At 32.4% G+C, this 25,500-nt stretch carries 14 protein-coding genes; 7 read left to right on the forward strand and 7 right to left on the reverse strand.

All coding sequences use genetic code 11. From position 1 onward, the window contains the following. Positions 1-10 precede the first annotated feature (10 nt). A complete protein-coding gene (locus BC961_RS08455; RefSeq protein WP_121925414.1) occupies positions 11-907 on the forward strand; it encodes a Brp/Blh family beta-carotene 15,15'-dioxygenase in 897 nt (298 codons plus the stop codon). Between the two features lie 111 nt (positions 908-1,018). Here the strand turns inward: BC961_RS08455 and dnaK are convergent, their stop codons facing one another. Then, positions 1,019-2,905, reverse strand: coding sequence for a molecular chaperone DnaK (gene dnaK / locus BC961_RS08460; protein ID WP_121925415.1), 1,887 nt, complete (start codon positions 2,903-2,905; stop codon positions 1,019-1,021). 323 nt (positions 2,906-3,228) lie between these two features. Between dnaK and BC961_RS08465 the strand changes: the two genes are divergently transcribed. The 5 genes from BC961_RS08465 to tamL all read left to right on the forward strand — a co-directional run bounded on the left by BC961_RS08465 (position 3,229) and on the right by tamL (position 12,310). After that, entirely contained in the window at positions 3,229-3,558 is a 330-nt protein-coding gene (locus tag BC961_RS08465; protein WP_121925416.1) for a hypothetical protein, read from the forward strand. A gap of 110 nt (positions 3,559-3,668) precedes the next feature. Further along, a complete protein-coding gene (locus BC961_RS08470) occupies positions 3,669-4,106 on the forward strand; it encodes an acyl-CoA thioesterase (protein WP_121925417.1) in 438 nt (145 codons plus the stop codon). Between the two features lie 81 nt (positions 4,107-4,187). After that, complete coding sequence (locus tag BC961_RS08475) at positions 4,188-4,772, forward strand: cytochrome b/b6 domain-containing protein (RefSeq protein ID WP_121925418.1); 585 nt, start codon at positions 4,188-4,190, stop codon at positions 4,770-4,772. 247 nt (positions 4,773-5,019) lie between these two features. Continuing rightward, positions 5,020-10,023, forward strand: coding sequence for a translocation/assembly module TamB domain-containing protein (locus BC961_RS08480; protein ID WP_121925692.1), 5,004 nt, complete (start codon positions 5,020-5,022; stop codon positions 10,021-10,023). Next, positions 10,016-12,310, forward strand: a complete 2,295-nt coding sequence (tamL, locus tag BC961_RS08485; protein ID WP_121925419.1) for a translocation and assembly module lipoprotein TamL — start codon at positions 10,016-10,018, stop codon at positions 12,308-12,310. Before BC961_RS08480 ends, tamL begins: the two co-directional genes overlap by 8 nt. 101 nt (positions 12,311-12,411) lie before the next feature. Here the strand turns inward: tamL and BC961_RS08490 are convergent, their stop codons facing one another. Continuing rightward, the gene (locus tag BC961_RS08490; protein WP_121925420.1) at positions 12,412-14,031 is read right to left on the reverse strand and encodes an ABC-F family ATP-binding cassette domain-containing protein; all 1,620 of its coding nucleotides are present in this window, start codon (positions 14,029-14,031) and stop codon (positions 12,412-12,414) included. 397 nt (positions 14,032-14,428) lie between these two features. On the opposite strand from BC961_RS08490, the gene BC961_RS08495 reads away from it, so the two are divergent. After that, on the forward strand, positions 14,429-15,145 hold the full coding sequence (locus BC961_RS08495) for an ion transporter (protein WP_121925693.1): 717 nt from the start codon (positions 14,429-14,431) through the stop codon (positions 15,143-15,145). 88 nt (positions 15,146-15,233) lie between these two features. Here the strand turns inward: BC961_RS08495 and BC961_RS08500 are convergent, their stop codons facing one another. The 5 genes from BC961_RS08500 to BC961_RS08520 form a co-directional block, all read right to left on the reverse strand. Further along, the gene (locus BC961_RS08500; RefSeq protein WP_121925421.1) at positions 15,234-16,322 is read right to left on the reverse strand and encodes a glycoside hydrolase family 18 protein; all 1,089 of its coding nucleotides are present in this window, start codon (positions 16,320-16,322) and stop codon (positions 15,234-15,236) included. 149 nt (positions 16,323-16,471) lie between these two features. After that, positions 16,472-18,502, reverse strand: a complete 2,031-nt coding sequence (locus tag BC961_RS08505; protein WP_121925422.1) for a beta-N-acetylhexosaminidase — start codon at positions 18,500-18,502, stop codon at positions 16,472-16,474. A gap of 28 nt (positions 18,503-18,530) precedes the next feature. Then, positions 18,531-20,468: a glucosamine-6-phosphate deaminase gene (gene nagB, locus BC961_RS08510; RefSeq protein ID WP_121925423.1), complete on the reverse strand. Its 1,938-nt coding sequence runs from the start codon at positions 20,466-20,468 to the stop codon at positions 18,531-18,533. A gap of 324 nt (positions 20,469-20,792) precedes the next feature. Beyond that, the gene (locus tag BC961_RS08515; RefSeq protein ID WP_121925424.1) at positions 20,793-22,358 is read right to left on the reverse strand and encodes a RagB/SusD family nutrient uptake outer membrane protein; all 1,566 of its coding nucleotides are present in this window, start codon (positions 22,356-22,358) and stop codon (positions 20,793-20,795) included. A gap of 10 nt (positions 22,359-22,368) precedes the next feature. Continuing rightward, positions 22,369-25,401, reverse strand: coding sequence for a SusC/RagA family TonB-linked outer membrane protein (locus BC961_RS08520; protein WP_121925425.1), 3,033 nt, complete (start codon positions 25,399-25,401; stop codon positions 22,369-22,371). Positions 25,402-25,500: the final 99 nt, after the last annotated feature.

The following is a 25,500-nucleotide window of genomic DNA, read 5'->3' on the forward strand; positions in this document are numbered from 1 at the left end:
ATAAAAGCAAATGAAAAATTACACTAACATCGCAATCGTAGCAAGCTTTTTTGCTCTATGGATGGATTCTTTTCTATCTGATAAACATCAGGTAATTATGGGATTTATGCTGATATTTTCATTTGGAATACTACATGGTGCCAATGATTTATTGTTAATAAAAAATATAAGCGCAGAAAACAAATCTAATTCATGGCTAAAAATCTTTACCTATTATGTAATTATTGTTTTAGCAGGCATACTAATTTTTTATTTAATTCCGCTGTTTGCACTTCTGCTCTTCATAATAGTCAGCGCAAATCACTTTGGAGAACAGCAATGGCAAAATTTAGATAACCATATTCCAAAATCATTGTTATTACTGTACCAATCTTTATATGGACTGATAATTCTCCTATTGCTTTTTAATTTTCATAGCGAACAAGTACAAGGAATAATTGAAACGATTACGCAAACTACTATTTCGACGGAAATATTTTTAATATCCCTTCAAATCTCGACTGCCCTATTTCTTAGTATGAGTGTTTATTTTTTCTGGAAAATAGAAAAAATTAGAAAAAAGATACTTTTAGAGTTATTCTTTCTAGTTGTGTTTTCAATATTATTTAAATCATCCAGTCTAATTTGGGGATTTGCAATTTATTTCGTTATATGGCATAGTATACCTTCAATTATAGATCAAATTAAATTTTTGAACAAGTCCTTTACTTTTCAGAACTTTTTTAGTTATTGCAAATCTGCTGGAGCATATTGGTTAGTATCAATAATTGGAATTTCGATTATTTACTATTTTTATCAGGATGAAGAATTATTCAATGCCTTGTTTTTTTCGTTTCTAGCAGCTATCACATTTCCTCATACCTTAGTTATAAATAAAATGTTTGGACAAAAGAACGCATTAGAATAAAGAGCATAAAAAAACCGTTCACTTTGAGTGAACGGTTTCTCTTTATTATATCCCGATAAAAATCGGGATAAGCAATTCATACAATTTTGTTATACAAAATTGATTTTCTGCTTATTTTACTTCTTCAAATTCAACGTCTTCAACATTGTCTCCTTGAGTAGCTTCACCTTGTGGCGCAGCTTCTTGTTGACCTTGTTCTCCTTGAGCATACATTGCTTCAGTAGCTGTTTTCCATGCTGCGTTGATGTTATCAAGCGCAGTTTGAATAGCTTCGATGTCTTGAGATTGGTGAGCCATTCTTAATTCAGTTAAAGCGTACTCTACAGCAACTTTATGATCATCAGCTAATTTAGAACCAAGTTCTTTTAATTGAGTTTCAGTTTGGAAGATCATTCCATCAGCTTCGTTCAATTTTTCTGCTCTAGATCTTGCGATTTTGTCAGACTCAGCATTAGCTTCAGCATCTTGTTTCATTCTTTCGATTTCTTCAGATGTTAATCCAGAAGAAGCTTCGATACGAATATCGTGAGATTTTCCAGTTCCTTTATCAGTTGCAGAAACTTTGATGATACCATTAGCATCAATATCAAAAGTTACTTCAATTTGTGGAACACCTCTTGGTGCTGGTGGAATACCGTCTAAGTTGAAACGACCGATAGTTTTGTTATCAGCAGCCATTGCTCTAGCTCCTTGAAGAACGTGTAGTTCAACAGTTGGTTGAGAATCAGCAGCAGTTGAGAAAACTTGAGATTTCTTAGTTGGAATAGTAGTATTAGACTCAATTAATGTAGTCATAACTCCACCCATAGTTTCGATACCTAAAGATAAAGGTGTAACGTCAAGTAACAATACATCTTTTACATCTCCAGAAAGAACTCCACCTTGAATAGCTGCTCCAATTGCAACAACTTCATCAGGGTTAACTCCTTTAGACGCTTTTTTACCAAAGAATTTTTCAACTTCTTCAGCGATTCTTGGCATACGAGTTGAACCTCCTACAAGAATAACTTCGTCAATATCAGAAACAGATAAACCTGCATCTTTCAATGATTTAGCAACTGGTTCCATAGAACGTTTTACTAAAGCATCAGTTAATTTTTCAAATTGTGATCTAGTTAATTTTTTAACTAAGTGTTTTGGTCCTGAAGCTGTAGCAGTTACGTAAGGTAAGTTGATTTCAGTTTCAGCAGAAGAAGACAATTCAATTTTAGCTTTTTCAGCAGCTTCTTTCAAACGTTGTAATGACATTGGATCAAGACGTAAGTCAATACCTTCTTCTTTCATGAAGTCAGCAGCTAACCAGTCAATAATTTCGTGGTCAAAATCATCTCCACCTAAGTGAGTATCTCCGTTTGTAGACAATACTTCAAAAACTCCGTCTCCTAATTCAAGAACAGAAATATCAAATGTACCTCCACCTAAATCGTAAACAGCAATTTTTTGATCTTTTCCTTTTTTATCTAATCCGTAAGCTAAAGCTGCAGCTGTAGGCTCGTTGATGATACGCATAACTTTAAGTCCTGCAATTTCACCAGCTTCTTTTGTAGCTTGACGTTGTGCATCATTAAAGTAAGCAGGAACAGTAATAACTGCTTCAGTAACTGTTTGACCTAAATAGTCTTCAGCAGTTTTTTTCATTTTTTGAAGAGTCATTGCTGACAATTCTTGCGCAGTATAAAGACGACCATCAATATCAACACGTGGTGTATTGTTATCTCCTTTTACTAACTTGTAAGAAACTCTTTTAGACTCTGAAGAAACTTCGCTAAAAGAATGACCCATAAAACGTTTGATAGAAGCAATAGTCTTAGTTGGATTAGTTACCGCTTGTCTCTTAGCAGGATCTCCTACTTTAATTTCTCCACCTTCAACAAAAGCGATGATAGATGGTGTTGTTCTTTTTCCTTCTGCATTAGGAATAACAACTGCTTCATTACCTTCCATTACAGAAACACAAGAGTTTGTCGTACCTAAATCAATTCCGATTATTTTACCCATTTTTAATATATTTAATTTTATTGTATATTAGTTTTATTCACTCGCAGTCATTAAGTCAATCTTTGTGCCAATACAAATGACCCTATTAAAATGTCAGTTTATGTTAAAATCCATAATAATTAATATGACAATATGACATTTCAGACTGACTGACATACTTATATAATGGTACATTTCACTATTAAAGGAACGCACTTCGAGCTTTACTACTTAAGCAATCAGCACTCTTTAATCGTCTAATAATGTTTATTAAATAATTAAATTTTTAAAGATTATTAGTACAAATCACCAACTAAGTTCTATGTTTGAAGAAATTTAAAATTATGAAATTTTCTACCGTTCAATTTGACGATAATAAAATTGAAATCTTCAACTCCTATTTAGGAAAAGAGACAATCAAATTAAATGGAGTTATCGTATCAGAAAAAAATTCAATTAGTGGTGGCACCCATACCTTTAAAATCCTAAAAAACGGTAAGGAAGCAGATTGTAAGATAATCTTAGGGTATGGTTCGAATGGAGTTGTAATGGACTTATTTATTGACAATGTTGCAGTAATACAGTCACCAAAAAGTTCTTTTATTATTCTTTTTATAATTGTTGGATTTATTATAGGTATCGCTTTAATACAAATGTTATATCATAACTATTAGAAGTAAAAGAATAAAGTCAATAATTAGTAGTGATAGAAATTATCATTTAGTTAATTTTGTTCGAGGCTAACCTACTTTAAAGCTAAAAATATAATTTAACCTGATAATAAATGACATCTTTTACAAAACAAATATCGCTACGTTGGTCGGATTTAGACCCTAATTTTCACGTGCGACATAGCGCTTACTACGATTTTGGTGCTCAGCATCGTATTGAAATATTAGAAAGTTTAGGTTTGACAATGAAAGTCTTACAGCAACAGCATTTTGGACCTATACTATTTAGAGAAGAATGTGTGTTTAGAAAAGAAATAAAGTTGGCTGATAAAATTACAATGCAAACCAAAATCTCTAAGATGAGACCTGACGCAGCGAGATGGTCCATTATCCATGAGTTCCTTAATGAAGAAGGGAATCTTTGCGCAGTTATAACTGTAGATGGTGCTTGGATGGATACTAAACTGAGAAAGATAGCAGATCCAACACCTGAAATCGCTGTTGAAGCCATTAGCCTTTTTCCTAAAAGTGAAGACTTTATAAGCATCTAATACAAATTGTAAAACTACAGATGTTTCTAAATTCTGTCAAGTAATATAATTTTAAGAACTTCTATAAATACTATTACCATTATGAAAACTAGAAATTACTCAGTGGTTTACAGAATAATGCATTGGTCCATTGCAATTTGCTTGACTTTAATGTTAATTACAATTTTCTTGCGTTTAACTTGGATGAACAAGACTAACATGGCCATAATAATTCAAGATTATTTAGCTACAACTTCTCAATCCTTGTCACAAGAAGAAGCAATCATTCTCGCAAAAAAAATACGAAAACCAATGTGGGACTGGCATATTTACATCGGATATGCTTTAGTAGGACTATATAGTTTGAGATTGATACTGCCATTTTTTGGTCAAATGAAATTTACTAGCCCTCTTAATTCAGCGCTCTCCGTAAAAGAAAAATTTCAATATTGGGTTTACATCATTTTCTATTTATGTATTGCGGTATCATTAACTACTGGATTAATCATTGTTTTAGGACCTGAAAATCTAAAGGATTCTATGGAGCAAATACATGTGCTCTCCATTTACTACTTACTCTCCTTTATTATCTTACACCTAGGTGGCGTTTTCATAGCTGAATTAACTAATCAAAAAGGATTAATTTCAAGGATGGTTAGCGGCTCTAAAAAAAGCGATTTAAGCTGATTCCTAATTAATAGGATTACATTTTAAGTGTAAGAATTAATTGTTTATAGACTGGCTAACTAATTCTGTTTTTAGACTTAGTTAGTTATTTGACTTTTAGACTCACTAAATTTTAGAAATTCAAAACTGAATGTTATAATTTATACTGCTCTACTTTTCTCACCTTTACGGCCAATTGTGTTCAAAAGCAAAATTGCTATTTTGATATAAATAAGCTATTTTTAACCCCAAAAAAAAATTGTCTCGTTTGAAAAAATATTTAAAGAAAAGTCTAAAAGTTTTACTTTGGATAGTAGGTTCACTAATTCTACTATTCCTTGTACTAGTTGTAGCGCTACAAGTTCCATCTGTTCAAAATTTTGCTAAAAATAAAGCAGTTACCTATCTAGAAGGCAAGATAAAAACGAAAGTAAGAATTCATCGAATAGAAATTGGTCTGCCTAAAAAAGTAATTCTTGAAGGCGTATATTTTGAAGATCAAAAAAAAGACACCCTCTTTTCGGGTAAAAAGCTTGCTGTAGATATTAGTTTATTTCAATTAATGAATAATAAGGTCGAGATTAATTCCGTACACTTAGAGGGAATTACCGCTAAAATTAATAGAGATTCTTCTGCGATTTTCAATTTCGAATACATAGTTGATGCCTTTGCATCTCCAGAAAAACAAAAATCTGACTCACCGCCGATGCAGTTTTCTGTAGAAGAAATTAAACTAGATCGTGTATTATTTAAATATGACGATTTTGTTACTAAGAATAATTTATATGCAAATGTAAATCAGTTCCAAACAAAGATTAAAACTTTTGATTTGGAAAATATGAGTTTTGAAATTCCGAAGGCAAAAATCAATGGGTTAAAATTAAAACTAAAGCAAGGAATTGTCGCTTTATCAAATGAAACTAAAAAAGCTGCTATTAAAAATGAGCCAGAATCAATCTTAAATTTAAAATTAGGGGAAATTGATTTAGCTAAAATTGATATTGATTACTCGAGTGATGAAACAAAATTAGCCACGACTTTATACTTAAAAAAGCTTCTTGCCAAGATTGACAAAATGGATTTGAACAATCAATTTGCAATAGTTGATAAATTAGAGGTAACTGGAGTAGAAGGAAAATTAGCTCTAGGAAAATTAGTGAAAGTTGTAACTAAAAAAGATTCAACGGAGCCTCAATCTAATAACTGGCAGTTTAAAATTAATGAAACTGAATTGAAAAGAATCAATTTCCGCTTTGACAATAATAATGTTGTAGCATCCCAAAAAGGTATTGATTACAATCACTTAGATATAACTAATTTAAATCTAAAACTTAATTCGCTAAATTACAATCCTGAAAATATATCTGGAACTGCAAAGTCATTAACAGTGAAAGATAAAAGTGGATTAAATATACAAGCATTAAGCACAGAGTTTTTCTACGGAAAGAAGAACGCTTTTTTCAAAAAATTATATTTAAAAACACCACAAACAGAACTTAAAGACGAAATTAGAATAGGTTATCCATCAATAGCTTCTCTAGCCTCAAATCCTGGTGAACTTGGCCTTATCGCTAATTTGAAAAAAAGTAAACTTGGAATAAAAGATATATTACTTTTCGCTCCCACTTTAAGTGCTACAAATCCTTTTAGTAGTAATCCTAACGGAATTCTATCTATTGATGGAGCTATAAAAGGAAAATTAAAAAATTTAGAATTTCCCATAATCGATATCAGCGGATTTGGTAACACAAAATTAATTGCTAGCGGTTCGATCACTGGTTTACCGGATATCAACAAAACATTTTTTAATTTAGATATCAAAGATTTACAATCTAGCGAAAAAGATTTTATGGGTTTTTTACCCAAAGGAACAATTCCGAACAACATACAATTACCTTCTAAATTTAGCGCGAAAGGAACTTTTAAAGGGACAATAGCAAATTTCAATACCAATCTAAATTTACAAAGTACATTTGGTGCTGCAAAAATAATTGCTGCTTTCGATCAAAGTAGAAAAAATTTTGAAAAATACGATGCTAAAACAGAATTCATCAAATTTGATCTGGGTAAGTTAATAAAGAATGACTCTATTGGTAAAATAACTTTAAAAGCAGATATTAAAGGAACAGGTTTTGATCCAAAAACCGCAACAGCTTCTTTAAATGCAAATGTATTGAAGGCCTATTTTAACAAATACAACTACACTAATCTAAATGTTAAAGGCGCAATTAAAAATGGTGATTTTAATGCAGTCGCTTTCGCAAAAGATCCTAATCTGACTTTTAATTTAGTGAGTAATGGAAGTTTCAGAGACAAATATCCAACAGCCAAATTAAAATTAAATGTTGATATAGCTGATTTAGAGAAACTGAATCTACACGCTGGTCCTTTAAAAATAAGAGGTGTAGTTGACGCTGATATTCAATCTGCAAATATCGATTATCTAAATGGAATAGTAAATGCACACAGTATAAACATAGTAAATGATAAAGGTCAATTTGCAATTGACTCTATTAATATTGCAGCAAATTCAAGCCCAGAAAAAAACACATTGCTGTTAGATTCTCCGTTTTTATCAGCAGAAGTAAATGGAAAGTATAAACTTTCTCAAATCGCAATTGCATTATCAAATTCTATCGCTACCTATTATGATAGTAATCCAAATGCTAAAAAAGTAGTAGTTGACAAGCAGCAATTAGCTTTTACTATCAATGTGAAAGACAATCCAATTTTATTTAAACTGATTCCTGAATTAAAAAGTCTGGAACCTATCAATTTAACTGGAAGATACAATTCAGTAAACGATTCGATTGTTTTGAATGGAGCAATTCCAAAATTAATATATGGCGAAAATATAATTACAAATGCAATCGTAAAAATTGATACGGAAGACAAAGCTTTATTATATAGTCTTATTATTGATGATATCCAAAACAAGAAAATTCAATTACCATTCACTAGCATTTCTGGTCAAGTTGAAAAAAACATCGTAGATTATATTTTGCAGTTAAAAGATATAAAAGAAGTGGAACGTTATTTAATTGCGGGAACTTTGAAAGGTGCAAATGGATATAATGAGCTAAGTTTCGATCCAACTCAGTTAGTATTAAATTATGAGCCTTGGAAAATAGACGATGATAATGTAATCCGTTTTGGCAAAAAAGGAATTTATGTTGGCCAATTTGATTTAAGTAAATCAGGAAGTCACATTAAAATCCAATCACAATCTGAAGCAGAAAACGCTCCTATAAAAGTAGATTTTAATGATTTTGACATTACTACAGTTACAAGTTTTGTTGAGAAAAATGATTTGCAATTTACCGGTAAAATAAATGGAGAAGCTGTGGTGAAAAATTTAACTACCACTCCCCTTTTCACCTCTGATTTGCTAATAGATACTTTTACTTTTAAAAAGGATACTATAGGAAACATTAGTATTAAAGTAAATAACGAAATCGCTAATCAATATGACGCTAAAGTAGAAATAACCGGTCAAGGTAATCAGGTTAATCTAGATGGATCTTATAAAACGACTCAAAGTGCTTTTGACATGAATCTTGATATTCAAAGATTGAATTTAAAAAGTATTCAAGGCTTCACATTAGATAACCTAAAGGAAAGCACTGGTTTTTTAAATGGTAATTTTAGAATAACAGGAAACACTAGCCAGCCTTTAGTAATTGGAGAACTAAAATTTAACGATATTGGATTTAAAGCGACTGCTCTAAACGCGACTTTTAAGCAGATAAATGATAAAATATCTTTTACTCGCGATGCTATTATTTTTGATCAGTTTAATATCAAAGATCAAAACGAGAATGACTTGACAATTAATGGAAAAATAAACAGTACTAATTTTAGTAATTTCGGTTTCAATTTGACCGTTGATGCTGATAATTTCCAAGCCGTTAATTCTAAAGCTAAAGACAACGATTTATATTACGGTGAGCTATTCTTGGACAATCATTTAAAAATTACTGGTAATTTAAACAACCCTATTGTTGAAGGAAATATAAAAATTAATAAGGATACTAAGTTTACAATTGTTCTACCACAATCTGATCCGTCAATAGCAGACAGAGAAGGTATTGTCGAATTTATTGATCAAGATAATCCAATGATTTTAGATGATCTCGCACTTGAAGAATTAAGTAGTGAAATGGACATTAAAGGAATTAACGCCTCAGTAAATATTGAAATTGATAAGGATGCTGAACTTTCAATGGTTATCGACAAGTCAAATGGAGATTTCCTAAAGCTTAAAGGTGAAGCGCAGTTGAACGGTGGTATCGATCCATCTGGAAAAACTACACTTACTGGTCGATACGAACTTTCTGAGGGTAGCTACGAAATGAGTTTTAATGCGATAAAAAGAAAATTTGATATCAAGGAAGGAAGTTATATTCTTTGGACAGGTGAACCGACTCTCGCAGATATCAATATAACTGCAATTTACAAAACAGAAGCAGCGCCAATTGACTTGGTTAACGATCAATTAGGAGCTGTAACTAGTGAGGTGCGCAATACATACAAACAAAAAATTCCATTTGAAACCAACTTGAAAATGACTGGTGAATTATTAAAACCAACTATTTCATTTGATGTTGTTCTTCCAGACGGAAATAACAGCGTATCAACAGAAATTATAAATACTACACAAGCGAAACTAACGCAGTTACGCTCGCAACCAGATGAAATGAACAAGCAAGTATTTGCTTTGCTTTTACTGAATCGTTTTATTGGTGAAAACCCATTTGCAAGTGAAACAGGTGGAACAAATGTTTCCTCTTTAGCACGAGAAAGTGTTAGTAAGATTTTATCACAACAGCTTAACAATTTGGCTGGAGATTTAATTGAAGGTGTTGAACTAAACTTCGATTTAGATACATCTGATGATTACACAACTGGTCAGCGTGAAAACAAAACGGATTTAAATGTTGGTATTTCTAAGAAATTATTAAACGACCGCTTGAAAGTTACCGTGGGAAGCAGTTTTGGAATTGAAGGTCCGCAACAAGCAAATCAGAACGCAAACAATATTGCAGGCGACGTTACATTAGATTACCAGATTTCAAAAGATGGAAGGTATAAAATGAGAGTGTACCGTGTCAACAAATATCAAGTTGCACTTCAAGGTGAAGTTGTTGAAACAGGAGTTGCTTTCATAATCACATTGGATTACAACAAATTCAAAGAATTGTTTACAAAAAGTAAAACGAAGAAAGAGAATCAAAAATCAAAAAAAGAATCAAAAGACAAGTCAGATGAATAATAGCCGTTTATTATCTTTTATTTTTCTAACTGCAGTGGCATCATCGTGCAGCAACACTCGGTTTTTACCAGAAGGAGAATTGCTGTATACTGGCGCAAAAGTAAATGTTGAGGGAAAAGAAATTAGTAAGAAAGATAGAAAAGCATTAAAAAGTGAACTGAAAGATTTAGTGCGACCTAAACCTAATAAAACTATTCTTGGACTGCGACCTAAATTATACATTTACAACATCGCTCCCACTCCAACAAAAGATAAGGGATTTCGTCATTGGTTAAAATATAAAGTTGGTGAAGCTCCCGTTTTTTACAGCAAAGTTGATTTAGAATATAACAAAAGCGTATTGCAAAATTATTCAGAAAATAATGGATACTTTAATGCTAAAACTACTGCAGATTCTACTAGAAGAGGCAAAAAAGCCAGCGCTGAATATATTGTAAAGCCAGCAAGACAATACACTATTAGAGAGGTGAAATTCCCAACTGATTCTACTGTGCTAGCAACAGCAATACGAAATACAAATCGCAGAACATTATTGAAAAAAGATGATCCTTACAGTCTTGAAGTTATAAAGGCTGAGCGTATTCGAATTGATGGAAGACTTAAGGAAAAAGGTTATTTTTACTTTAATCCTGATTATTTAAAAGTGCAGATTGATAGTACAGTTGCCGATCACAAAGTGGATTTAATTGTAAAAATAAAAGAGGAAGCTCCTGCGCTAGCTGAAACTCCATATAAAATCAACAAGATTATAGTTTATCCAAATTACACAATTGGATTAGACAGTTTAAAAGACAACACAAAGTCAATTAAAAAACACAATGATATTACTATTATTGACTCTACTAGTATGTTTAATCCAAGAGTTTTTGATCGAACTTTAAATTTCTCAAAAAATGATTTATACAATCGTACGGATCATAATTTGTCGCTAAATCGTTTGGTGAATTTAGGAACTTTTAAATTTGTGAAAAATCAATTTGCCGTTTCTGATACGACAGGAAATTATCTTGATGCTTTCTATTACTTAACTCCATTACCAAAAAAATCGCTTCGATTAGAATTGTTAGCAAAGACAAATTCAGCTAATTACACAGGAACAGAATTAAATTTAAACTGGAGTAATCGAAATGCTCTTGGCGGTGCAGAGCTCTTAACTATTTCTGCTTTTGGTGGTCTCGAAGTCCAAGTTGCTGGCCAGAATAACGGTTTTAATGTATATCGTTTTGGATCTGAAGCAAATTTAATTTGGCCAAGATTAGTAGCACCATTTAAATTAGATTCTCCAAGCGGTTTTGTTCCTAAAACGAAGTTGACACTTGGCTACGAATATCAAAACAGAACAAAATTATATTCATTGCAAACTTTTAAAGGATCTTTTGGATACTTATGGAAAGAGAGCGATAGAAAAGAACATTTATTAAATCTTACTGAAATAACGTATGCTAGTCCTCAAAATGTTACAGCATTATATCGCGACAAAATTGTAGAAAATAAGTCTTTAGAAAAAGTAATTGAGAAACAGTTAATATTTGGTCCTACTTACTCTTATACTTATACAAACACTGCTCAAAAAAGAAAAAAGAATACATTTTATTATAAAGGAACTGTAGACTTAGCGGGGAATATCACTGGACTAGCTACTGGTGCAAATATTAAAAAAGGAGATACTATAAATGTATTTAATGTTCCTTTTAGCCAATTTATTAAAATAGAAAATGATTTTAGACACTATTATAAATTAGGACCTGACTCGCAAATAGCAAGTAGAATAATTGTAGGAGCTGGATATGCTTATGGTAATTCAAGTGAAATGCCATTTATTAAGCAGTTTTTTATTGGTGGAACAAATAGTATTAGAGCCTTTAGGGCTCGTTCTATCGGACCTGGAAGTTTTGATGGAGCTTCTACAAATACAAATTCATTTTTACCAGATCAATCTGGTGATATTAAATTAGAATTCAACACGGAGTATAGAGCAAAAATATACGGTCTTGTAAAAGGAGCATTATTTATCGATGCAGGAAATATCTGGTTGCTTAATGACAACGTTGAAAAGCCTGGCGCTAAATTTTCTAAAAAGTTTATGAGTGAGTTAGCTGTAGGTGCAGGTGCGGGATTGCGTTTTGACTTCTCTTTCTTGATATTGAGAACTGATCTTGCTTTTCCTTTACGCAAACCTTATTTATCTGAAGGCAATCGCTGGGTAATGGATAAGATCGATTTTGGAAGCGGTCCATGGCGTAAAGAAAACCTAATTTTCAATTTAGCGATTGGATATCCATTTTAACAAACAACACTCTTAAATCGTCTATTTAAGATTCAATAAATTCCAAAAAAAAATCTCCTAAACATTTAGGAGATTTTTTTTGGCTAAAAGTGTTACTAGTTTTAAACAGTATACATTTTAACTCTTAATTCTTGTACTTTCTCATCGTCAAGATAATCATCAAATGTCATGTATCTATCAATTGCACCGTTTGGTGTTAATTCGATAACTCTATTAGCAACAGTTTGAGAGAATTCATGATCATGAGTTGTAAAAATCACAGAACCTTTATAATTTTTCAATGAATTGTTAAATGCGGTAATAGATTCAAGATCCAAGTGATTTGTAGGTTCATCTAACATCAATACGTTAGCACGCTCCATCATCATTCGAGACAACATACAACGCACTTTTTCTCCTCCTGATAAAACTCTACAAGTTTTCAGAGCTTCTTCACCAGAGAAAATCATTTTCCCAAGGAAACTACGAATGTTAACTTCGTCACGTTCCTCCTCTGTTTTAACCCACTGGCGCAACCAATCTACAAGTGTGTAATCGCTCTCAAAAAAAGAGTGATTTTCAACTGGCAAATAGGCTTGATTTGTTGTTACTCCCCAATCATAAGTACCATCGTCTGCTTTTTTATTTCCATTTAATATTTCATAAAAAGCAGTTGTTGCACGTGAATCTTTAGAGAAAAGAACAATCTTATCTCCTTTGGCCATATTCAAGTCAACTCCTTTAAATAAAACATCTCCTTCAATTGAAGCACATAGATTTTGCACATTTAAAATTTGATCACCTGCTTCACGCTCTTGATCAAAAATAATTGCTGGATAGCGACGGCTTGATGGTTTTATCTCTGATATATTCAACTTACTAATCATTTTTTTACGAGAAGTAGCTTGTTTTGATTTGGCTACATTCGCAGAGAAACGACGAATAAATTCTTCTAATTCTTGCTTCTTTTCTTCAGCTTTTTTGTTTTGCTGCGCTCTTTGCTTTGCAGCTAATTGGCTTGATTCATACCAGAAGGTGTAGTTTCCTGAATAGTGATTAATTTTACTAAAATCGATATCAGAAATATGTGTACATACAGAATCTAAAAAGTGTCTATCGTGAGAAACAACGATTACAGTATTCTCATAATTTGCAAGGAAATTTTCTAACCAAGCAATTGTCTCAAAATCCAAATCATTGGTAGGCTCATCCATAATAAGCAAGTCAGGATTTCCAAATAAAGCTTGCGCCAAAAGTACACGCACTTTAATTTTTCCTTCTAAATCACCCATTAATGTATAGTGGTGCTCCTCATTAATTCCAAGATTTGATAACATAGATGCAGCATCAGAGTCTGCATTCCAGCCATTCATCTCTTCAAATTGTACTTGTAACTCCCCTATTCTATCTGCATTTGAATCGTTGTAATCTAAATACAAAGCATCCATTTCTTTTTTAATTGCATACAAGGTTTTATTCCCCATCATTACAGTTTCAAGAACAGTGCTCTCATCAAACATGTTGTGGTTTTGATTTAAAACCGACATACGTTTTCCCGGCTCTAAATGAATATGTCCTGCTGTAGGATCCATTTCGCCTGCAATTATTTTAAGAAAAGTTGATTTTCCAGCACCATTAGCTCCAATAACTCCGTAGATATTACCGTGCGTGAAGGTTGTATTTACTTCGTCAAACAAAATTCTTTTGCCAAACTGAACTGATAAATTATTTACTGTTAACATGAATATCTTTTTATAAAATTTTTTGCAAAAGTACGAAAAAAATACTGATTTTCCTCGGAACTAAGTGACTTGATATCGATTAGAAATAATAATGATTACCTCTTTATTATTAGTAACGAAGACAAGCTCTAAAATGCTATTTAAATCTTCAACGGAATATTTGAGTATTTAAAAAATCGATTTTTTAGAATATAAAATGATTAAAAATTAGTAATTGAATAGAGGTATAACAAAATATTAATTGATCTTCAAAAGTTCTTTAATTACATTTTGAAAAACTTCATTAATTAGACGTTCTGCTTACGGCAGATAAAACATATTTCTTTTTCAATACCTTTGTTCCGTTTTTTTGAATAAAAAATCGCTACTTCAAAACAATTATCTAAAAATAAAAATCATGATTCGAGAAAAATTACGTTCCATAATAGAAGATAACACAACTCGAAAAGGTAGAATTTTTGATTATTTGATTCAAATTTTAATCTTTATTTCTCTAACATCATTTTCAATAGAGACGTTGCCCAATAATTCAATTCAGACTAAAGAGCTACTTGCAAAAATTGAATTGATAAGTATCATCATTTTTAGTATCGAATATTTACTCCGAATTTATGTTGCTGAAAAACCCTTAAAATATATATTTAGTTTTTATGGAATTGTAGATATATTATCGATCCTTCCTTTTTATCTAAGTGCAACATTTAATTTAAAAGCATTAAGAGCTTTTAGAATATTCAGAATATTTAGAGCTTTTAAATTAGTTAGATACAACAAAGCGCTTAACAGATTCAGCGTGGCATTTACTTTTATAAAGGAAGAATTAATTCTTTTTTTCATGATCACCTTAATCTTAGTTTTTTTGACATCATCTGGTATATATTTTTTCGAAAACGAAGCTCAACCAGATGTTTTCAGTTCCTTATTTCACAGTTTGTGGTGGTCAATTGTTACGCTAACCACAGTTGGCTACGGTGATGTTTATCCTATTACTTTAGGTGGAAAAATCTTTACTTTCTTTGTACTCATTATTGGTGTTGGAATTGTTACAATTCCAGCTGGTCTTGTAGCTTCAGCGTTAACAAAAGCAAGAACTTTAGAGGAAAAAGAAGAATAAAGGACATGTACATTAATAACTAAGCTATTCCTGTTGATGAAAAAAAAAATTCATGAACAGGAATAGTTTAGAAATTTACCAATCGTTTTTATTTTGATTTTTTAGCTTGATCAATTGCTTCAAGCATTCCATTTTTAGGATTGTCTATAGTAAGTTGCCAAAACATAATACCACCTAATTTTTTATTAATTGCATATTTTGTTTTTTCCTTTATCGAAGTAACATTATCACCGGTTGCGAACATTTTTTCATTTTTGTTATACCAATAAGCTGCTTTCGCTTTTTTATCCCAGTAATATTTCCATCCTTTTTCTTTTGAGAAAGTACTTTCATAATTTTTAAAGCTCACTCCTTCGATATGCACACCAGACTGATACAGACCATTATTTGCATTAGAAACTTCCTTCCAAATACGGGTGTAAAAAGCACCTCCTATCACTAACTTATGTGATGGAATTCCTAACTTTAATAAATAGGAAACCGCTTTATCAGTTGATTCTTCACCAGATTTTGTACTAAAAATAGATGTTTGATGTCCTGTTGATTTCGAAAAACCATTGACTAAATCATAACTCATAATATTCACACGATCTACTAGCGGCATTATCTTTTCCCATTCTACAGATTCATCTAAGAATTTTTGAAAGCCACCTGCAGCAAAACTTAATTCGTTATTATTTCCTAATACATTACGCAAACTAATAACAAGCGCTGTGAAATTTTTCTTATCAGCTGCTTGATACAAATGTCCTGGCGCTCCTTCAATCGTAGGATATTCCCAATCTAAATCAATTCCATCTGTTTTAAAGTAATCATTAACCTCCTTTACTGATTTAGCAAAAACAGCTATACCATCAGCAGTCGAAAAAGCCTCAGAACATGGAGCACATCCAGCCCAACCACCTAAAGACAACATTATTTTTAATTTTGGATGTTTAGTTTTAAGAGAAACTAAATGTTTTATCGCTAAAGAATCTTGCGCGGTATCAACACTTAATTTACCATCTTTTAAATGGCAAAAACTGAAAATAATATGAGTTAGTTTACTAACATCATATTTATCGATCTCTTTATCATCACCAGTATAATAGGCAATCACTGAGAAATCTTTTTGGCCTTGAGCCGAAATCGAAACAATTAAAAACGATAAAAAAAGAAATAATTTTAAATTCTTCATTTCAAAAATAATTTAGATTTATAAAAATAGCACTAACGATTAGTACTACAAGTAAATTAAACAAAGAAAACCTGGACAAAATGACCAGGTATTCTTAATGAGTTTAAAAAATTTGAACTGAAGTTAACTAATTCAGGCTCAGTTCTAATTTAATTGTTCACTAGTTTTTTCAAACTTTTGTAAACGGCTAATTCAACATCAGCATGATTTTTAGAATTACATTTCTCTAATAATTCATTCATTTTTGAGGAATTAGATGCTTGTTTATTTTCTATCGTTGCAATAAGTTGTTGTGAGATCTCGCTCAAACTTTTTGAAAGTGGTAGAATAGGTTGAACAAGCGGCGCATTTAAACCCAACTGCACAAGATCTTTATTTGTTGCAATCCATTTTTGGAAAAAAGCAACCAATTCGCGTTTGTTTTCTGAATTTTTATTTTTTAGATAATTATCTGTCGCTTTATTAAAATTATGAGCATCGATAGCATCTGGTGTGCACGCATCAGCAAACAAAGTCAGTGGCGAATACATTTGGTACTCAGTTCCGCCAGCATTACGAGAGTAAATTTTTAACGGTTCGCAAACATTAGAAAAATCAGCAAGGGCTTTAATTTCTTGATTATTGCTAATGTTTCTTAAAATCACATCTTTGTTTTTAATATGAGTGATTCCCAGTTCTTCTAATCTATAAGAAGTAGCATTCATTCTATTGTGCATACTTTCTAAATCTACGATATCTTGGCTAGACCATAATCTTTCAGCAATTGCTGCCGTTCTTGGCCAAATTCTAGAATCAAGCGTTGCAGGTGTTACGAGTTCCGTCCACATAGTAGCCTCACCTCCTAAAATCCTTGCTCGTTCTTCAGTTGTAAGCGTACTATTGTGAGGAATAGGATCATTTAAATAATGATCATTTACACTTTGCATTAAATCAAGATAATAACCGTTAGAAAGAACAGTTTGATAACCATTTTTTGCTGCAGCTGCAACTGAATGTCCTGCAGGCAAACCTTCATTTGGACCTTTCCAAGAATGGATAATAGCTTGCTTCGACATGTCTTTTGTCATTATTTCTTCCCATCCCATCAATTGCTTTCCGTGCTTTTTAAGCATTGGAACTAACTGCATGGTGAAATACGTCTGCAAATCATGGTTCGTTTCTAATTTATTTTTCTTTTTGAATTTCTGGATTTTCGGATTTGCATCCCAATCTTTTCCTTCATTTTCGTCTCCGCCAATGTGGAAGTATGCTCCAGGAAATAATGGACAAACTTCATCAAAAATGTCGCTTAATAATTGATACGTTTTAGGATTTGATGGATCTAAAGTTGGATTAAAAATACCTGCATTTCGTTCAATTTCATAAAGTGTAGATGCATTAGTTCTACTTCCCATTTCTGGATATGCTGTCAAAATAGCAGAAGCGTGACCTGGAACATCAATTTCAGGAACTACAAGTATTCCTCTTTCGCCAGCATATTTCACTACACTTTTAATTTCCTCTTGCGTATAAAACAAACCATCTGAAGCTAGATCCGTTAATTTTGGATGTTTTTTAATCTGAATTCTCCATCCTTGATCGTCCGTTAAATGCCAATGAAAAACATTTAACTTAACAGCTGCCATTGCATCAAGATTACGCTTAAGTACATCTACTGGTTGAAAATGTCTTGCAACATCAATCATTAAACCACGCCATGTAAATCGCGGAGTATCCGAAATTGTAGCAGTAGGAAAGTAATACTTACTGCTATCATTTTGCAACATTTGCAATAAGGTTTCTAAAGCATGAAGTGCACCTAGATCTGAAGCGGCAGTTATTAAAATTTTATTTTCTTGAATCTCTAATTTATAGCTTTCATCTTGATTTAATCCTATATTCCCCGCTTGAACGCAATTGATTTGTAATTCAGCTGTTGGCGTTTGATTGATTTTCGAAATAAATCCTTGCCCAAAAAACAATCCCGTTCTACCATCTAATCGTCTTAAAAAGTTAGTAGCACCAGCAAAAATTCGAGAATTAGGGTTACCTGTAACATTAATCTTGAAATTTTTATTGATCGCAAAATTACCAGCAGTCAAATTTATATTCTGCGGCCATGGCATTAGATTCAATTGCTCCTTTTTTACTTGGGCATTCGAAACAAACGCTGCAAATAATAGAATTATGATGTATTTCATATTTTCTTTACTTTATAAAAAGTGGTTTTTAATAATCGAAACGCTTAAAAGCTTCAATTGCCTCGTATTCTGCAAGACCTAAATCATCGTATAGTTTTGCTGTGTTTTTATTTCGATCCTCAGCTCTTACCCAAAATTCTCTAGAATCATTTCCTTGGAACATCACTCTATCTTTTTGAGATTGATGGTATAAAATAGCATGTCTTTTTAATAAAACTTCATCAGGACTTAAGGGAACAGCCATATCAATTTCATGTAAATCCCATTCATGCCAAGCGCCTCTGTACAACCATAACCAACAATCATCCATGAATGATTCTGTTTTCAGCTGCTTCATTGCCGCAAATATGGCATTTAAACAAACCTCATGTGTTCCATGCGGATCTGCTAAATCTCCAGCTGCAAAAACTTGATGTGGTTTAATTTTTTTAATGATAGAAGCTACTATTGCTACATCTTCGGCACCAAGCGGATTTTTCTTAATTTGTCCAGTTTCGTAAAAAGGTAAATCTAAGAAATGAGTATTTTCATCTTTCAGTCCAATATATCGAGTGGCTGCGTACGATTCTCGTCTTCGTATTAACCCTTTCAACTTTCTAACTTCCAATGAATCTATTTGATTTTCTGATTTATTATTTATGAACCGAATCACTGACTCAAAATCAACACTGCTATTATTGTTTCCAATAAAATCATTAGAAACCTCTGCAAACTTGAGAGCTTCGTCATCCGTTACTGCAATATTTCCTGAAGTTTGATAGACCACATGAACATCATGACCTTGCTTAATTAATTTTGAAAATGTACCTCCCATCGAAATCACATCATCATCAGGATGTGGACTAAAAAGAATAATTCTTTTTTTAGCTGGATCAGCTCTTTCAGGTCTGTGCGAATCATCCGTATTTGGTTTTCCGCCTGGCCATCCCGTTATTGTATGTTGTAAAACATTAAACATGTTAATATTTAAATCATATGCTGAACCTTCCTGAGCTAATAGATCAGACATTCCATTATTATTGTAATCTCGATCCGTTAATTTTAAAATCGATTGTTCTGTTTTTTGACAAAGCCAAACAATCGCTTTACTTTTTAATTCTTGATTCCAAATACACTCTCCAACCAACCATGGAGTTTTAAATCTAGTTAGTTCTAAAGCTGCAGATTTATCTAAAACGAAAGTAGCATTACTATGGTTTTGCAAAAATGTTGCTGGAACGTTTGAACTAATTTCACCTTGAATGGTACGTTTTATAATATCTGCTTTGTTTTGTCCCCAAGCCATTAATACAATCCTTTTAGATCTCATAATTGTGGACACACCCATCGTAATAGCTCTTTTAGGAACATTGTCGATTCCGTTGAAATCTGATGATGCATCAACTCGAGTGATATGATCTAAAGTAATAATTCGAGTTCCTGAATTAATGTGCGAACCCGGTTCGTTGAATCCTACGTGACCTGTACGACCTATTCCTAACAATTGGAAATCTAAACCTCCTGAATTCCTGATTTTCATTTCATAATCAACACAATATTGATTTAGCTCTTCGATTGAAACTGTTCCATCAGGAACATTAATATTTTCTGGATTAATATCAATATGGTTAAAAAGATGCTGATGCATGAAATAATGGTAACTCTTACTATTCTCTTTCGTCATTGGATAATATTCATCCAAGTTAAAAGTAACCACATTGTGAAAGCTAAGTCCTTCTTCTCTGTGCATTCTGACTAACTCTTCATACACTTTGATAGGAGAAGAACCTGTGGCTAAACCAAGAACACAAGGTTTATTTTCTTCTTGTTTTGATCGTATTAGTTGCGCTATCTCATGCGCAACAGCTAAGGAAGCTTCAATCGAATTTTTGAAAATCTCATTGTGAATTTTTTCAAATCTAGTGTCTTCGAATTGTCCTGCACTCTTATAACTTATATCCGATTTTAGTTCTAATGTATCTTTCATTAATTTATTTTTTATCAATTGACTAAACACCTAATTAAAAAATTCAAGTTTTTAACTGGTTGTGAAATTTTTTAGAAATTTATTGGAAAGAAATAGCAACAGCGAATGCAATTGTATTCTAATTCAATTATAGGAATCTCAGTATTTAGAAAATTGTAATTGCAAGTAGGTCTGAATTTCAATAGTTTAAAACAATAAATCGTTTAACTACCAAAATAAATTTTACAATTATTTTATTGTTTTATTTATAGAATAATAGATTTAATAAAAAAATGGCACAAGCATATACATACTTATGCCACTTTAATCACCAATCCAAATAATTTAAAAATTAGGGGCACTAGTATCCCACCATAATCTAGTAGCTCCATTATCAAGACCTCCTAGCGCAGCAACTCCTGAAGCAATTCCTTCTTTGTTGTTGGCTACTTCTGAATCTGAAAAAGCTAATCTTCTCACACCAAGCTCAGTGCTAATAAGACCGTTACTTTGATTATTAGATATTCTGAATAATTTAGGATATCCAGTTCTTCTAAATTCTGACCACGCTTCTTGTCCATCAGGATAAGTAGCAATCCATTTTTGAGTAATAATTTTCTCTAGATTTTTTTCCTTGTCAGTTCCCCAAGCAACAGTAATTTTGCTAATTGCTTGTGCATTATTTGCAGGATTTAGAGGGTCAACATAATCTTTAGGTAACTTAGTGTTATCTGCAATATAAGCCGTAGCACCTTCCGCACCATTTTGTTCAAATGAAGATTTAATACCTGCTTCATATAAACTTTGAGCAGTTCCACCCATATTCCAACCTCTTAAAGCGCCTTCTGCTCTCAAGAAATAAACTTCTGCAGTAGACATCCAAGTGATTTCTCCTGTTTTAGTTCTAGGACCTGTTTGAGAAAATTTAGAATAAGTACTTCCTGAAGGATATATAATCCCTGTTCGTACTCCTTTGTATTCTCCTGGAGTCACTTTTGAAGTATTCCAATATTTTGATATTCTTGGATCTTGGTAACCACCTAAAATTGATTCCATATCAGCTCCCATGAATAATCCAACCCAACTATGACTCATAACATCAATTACGTTAAGGTCCGTTGGTGATTTAATTTTTAATCCATCAGCAGTAGCTGTAAAAACCCCTAAAGAATGACTAACTGCTTTTTCTGCTTCTACTTTTGCTAATGCAGGATCAACTTTAGAAATACGCATTGCCATTCTTAAGCGCAATGAATTTGCATATTTAGTCCAGTTTGCATATTTACCTTCGTACAGAGACAAATCAGTTTCATCAAATGCAGTTTTTTCACCTGCAGCATTTCTTTTTGTTAACTCAGTTACAGCAAAATCTAAATCTTTAAACATTTGAGTATAGATTTCCTTTTGTGAATCGTAAGTAGCAACTCCTTTTCCAAATTTCGAATAAACAGCTGGTCCGTACATATCCGTTATTCTTTGCATTGTAGCAACTTTCAATATCAATGACCAAGCGTAAAATTGATCAAATTTATCTTTAGAACGCTGTTCTGCTTTGTATAAGTAAGAGATAATATTAACGTATGCATCATCCCAAGCATAACTGTTCCAACCGCCATTCAAAACATAATCGTGATTGTTTTGTGGTCCAAAAGGAACTGGAGTTGTCATATAGCCTGACCATCCATCAGCTTGTAAACTTTGCTGAATTTGGTATTGCCAAGTTGTTTCAGATATAAACAAGTGATTAAAAGCTGGTTTAAATAAAGATTTTATACTGTTATAATCTTGATCTAATTGTTCTATTGTAGCACCCTCTGGGTTTGTATTTATATCCTCAAAATTATCTGTACAACTAAAAGCCGTAAGTAAAGACAGGCAAAGCGCTGTTCTTTTTATTTTATTTATTGTCATGATTGTAATATTAAAAAGTTAAATTTAAATTAAGACCAATACTTCTTGTTGACGGTAAACCGAAAACATCCACACCTTGTAAACCTTCACCTGTACTTAAAGCAACATTAGGATCAAATGGAGCATCTTTATAAATAAAGAATAAATTTCTAGCAATTAAAGAAATACTAGCTGACTGCATAAATGGTAATTTAGTTTTGTTGAATGTGTATCCAATAGAAACTTCTCTTACATTAACATTAGTTGCATCGTAAACATATTCTCCAGTAGCACCATTTCTACCTGCTGTTTTATCGTAATAATCAAAAGTATCCATTGTAGTTACAGCAGTTCCGTCAGCTTTAGCACCGTTGATCTTAACACCACCAGCATTTCTAGCATCTCCACTAGCTTTAGAAACTCCATTAAAATCATTGATAGCTTCAGTTAAACTTAAAACTTCACCACCAAAACGACCATCGATTAAGATGTTTGCTGTGAAAGCGCCAAACTTGAATGTGTTAGAAAATCCTAACATAAAATCTGGATTTGCATTACCTACTTCTTCCCAGTCAGCGTTAACAGATAATTTTCCGTTATCACCCACTAATAATCTACCTTGAGCATCTTTTTGAATATTTTTACCTTCAATTATTCCAAAAGGTTTTCCTTCTACTAAAGAATATCTGTAATTATTTGATCCTGGATCAGTTAACACGATTCTTCCTTCTACATTTTGAGCAGGGATGTCATTTACTTTACTCTTATTTTGAGAGTAGTTGATTCTAGATTCCCAGTTGAATTTTTCACTTTTAACAAGATCAGCAAATAATACAACCTCAAATCCTTTATTAGAAATACTTCCAGCATTGATTGCATAGTTTAAGTATCCATTTTCATTTGTAGATTCAGCTGGAACTTGTAAGTATTGATTTTTAGTTTGTGAATCATAGTAAGAAACCTCAAAACCTAATCTATTATTGAACATTCTCCACTCTGTACCTATTTCATACTCTGATTTTAATTCTGGTTTCAAAGTAGTTCCTGGTCTTGGACCTACAGGAGGATTAATAGGTTGACCTGCAACAATTGAATATGTTGGTTTTGTAATAAATGCAGCAATATCATTTCCTACTTGTGCATAAGTAGCACGTACTTTTCCAAAATTTATAAATTCTGGCATTTCAGTCATTTCACTAATGATAGCAGTTAAACCTACTGAAGGATAAAAGAAACTTGGATTATCAGTATTTACTAAAGTTGAAGACCAGTCATTTCTCGCAGCAGCGTCTAAGAATAATACATCTTTGTATCCAAAAGTTGTTGCAGCAAAAACTGATTGTACTTCTCTTTGATAAGCAGTTTGAACGTTTCCATTATTATTTGCAAAGTTTCCTAAAGTAAAGATGTTTGCATTTCTTAATCCTCCACCAATTCCAGAATCTAAATTAAGTCCTGCGCTCTTTCCATTATTAATACTCGCTCCAATAGTTCCACTGAAAGAAAAATCTTCTGAGAAATTAGTGTTTATTAAACCGATTATATCTGCATAATTTTGAGTTGCGATAGTATTAGAATTAATATATCTTCCTTTTGGATGTACTAAAGAAGCAGCTGATGTAGCGTACATTTCTTTTTGGAAGTTACTTTCGCTTCTGTTATAACTGTATCTTGAAGTTAAACGAAACCAATCTGATACTTTGTAATCTAAAGCAACTGCTCCGTTGAAGAAGTTGTTAATATCAACAGACTTTTGTCTGTTTATTTGCCAGTATGGGTTTTCATTGCTTTCGCTAACCGCTGCAAAACCAGGATAATTTTGTGCATTCCAGTTTTTAGTTACATCAAAAACTTCATACGTTTTTAAATCACTTAAGCTAAAAGCTCTAGGGTGAGAATAAACACCACTTACTGGATTAAAGTATAAACCATTTACAGGTCTATTGTTGATTTTTTGAGAAACATAATTTGCAGTTACTGCAACATTCAATCTATCATTAAAAAACTTAGATGCTTGACGGATACCAAAGTTGTTTTTCTTCAAATGGTTTCCAGGTATTACTCCAGATGCGTCTGTGTTAGCATATGTAAAACTTGTAGATGCACCATCAGTAGCTTTTGAGAAAGCCATAGAAGTAATTTGTGTTGTACCAGTATTAAAGAATCCTTTAATATCGCCTTCAACTTTTTGCTTAGCTCCCCAGCTTTTTGCATCACCAACTGCTGAAGTATAATCAGATTGAAATTCAGGTAAATACGCTACAGAATCAAAAGTTGTCACTGAGTTTACATTGAATGTCTCAACACCAGCTTTTACTTTTTTTGAACTCAATAGAATAACACCATTTGCACCTTGACTACCGTAAAGTACAGAAGCCGCAGCACCTTTAAGTACAGTCATTCCTTCATAATCATCTGGATTGATTAAAGAAACAACATCTCCTCCATCTCTATTTCCTCCAGCTAAATCTCCAAAAGTTCCATTAGGTTGAACTGACCCTCCATTTGACAATGGAATACCGTCGATTACATATAAAGGTTGGTTATTTGTAAAAGAAGAGTTACCTCTAATAGTTACTTTAGTCGAACCTCCAGAACCAGAAGAGCTTTTTGTAATTGCTACACCTGCTATTTTACCAGCAACTGTATTAATAATGTTTGCATCCTTTACTCGAGTTAACTCTTCACCTTTTAATTCTTGTGCAGAATACGTTAAGGTTTTTCGTGCCTTTGTAATTCCTAATGAAGTTACAACCACTTCGTTTAATGAATTAGTAGCTGCCTCAGTCATTTTTACATTAATTGTATTAGACTCCCCTACTACAACATTTTTAGTTTCTAAACCTAAATAAGAAAAAATTAATGTTTTACTTTTTGCAACTTGTATTGAGAAGTTACCATCAAAGTCAGTACTTGCCGAAGCAGTTTCACCTTGCACATTAATATTAACTCCAGGTATAGGAGCACCACTTCCATCTGTTACTGAACCTTTGATTGTTTTCACCTGAGCAAGCGAAACTTGTACAGTAAAAAGAATCATAAAGATTGAAATAATTTTTTTCATTTTTATAGGTTTTTATTAGTTATGGCGTAAATCTATCAGTTAAAACAATCTTAAAAAAAGAAATTATACTAACAACTTTAAAAGAGCTACTAACCACAT

Origin of the sequence: Flavobacterium weaverense (assembly GCF_003688495.1) — a bacterium.
In the GTDB taxonomy this organism is placed as follows: domain Bacteria; phylum Bacteroidota; class Bacteroidia; order Flavobacteriales; family Flavobacteriaceae; genus Flavobacterium; species Flavobacterium weaverense.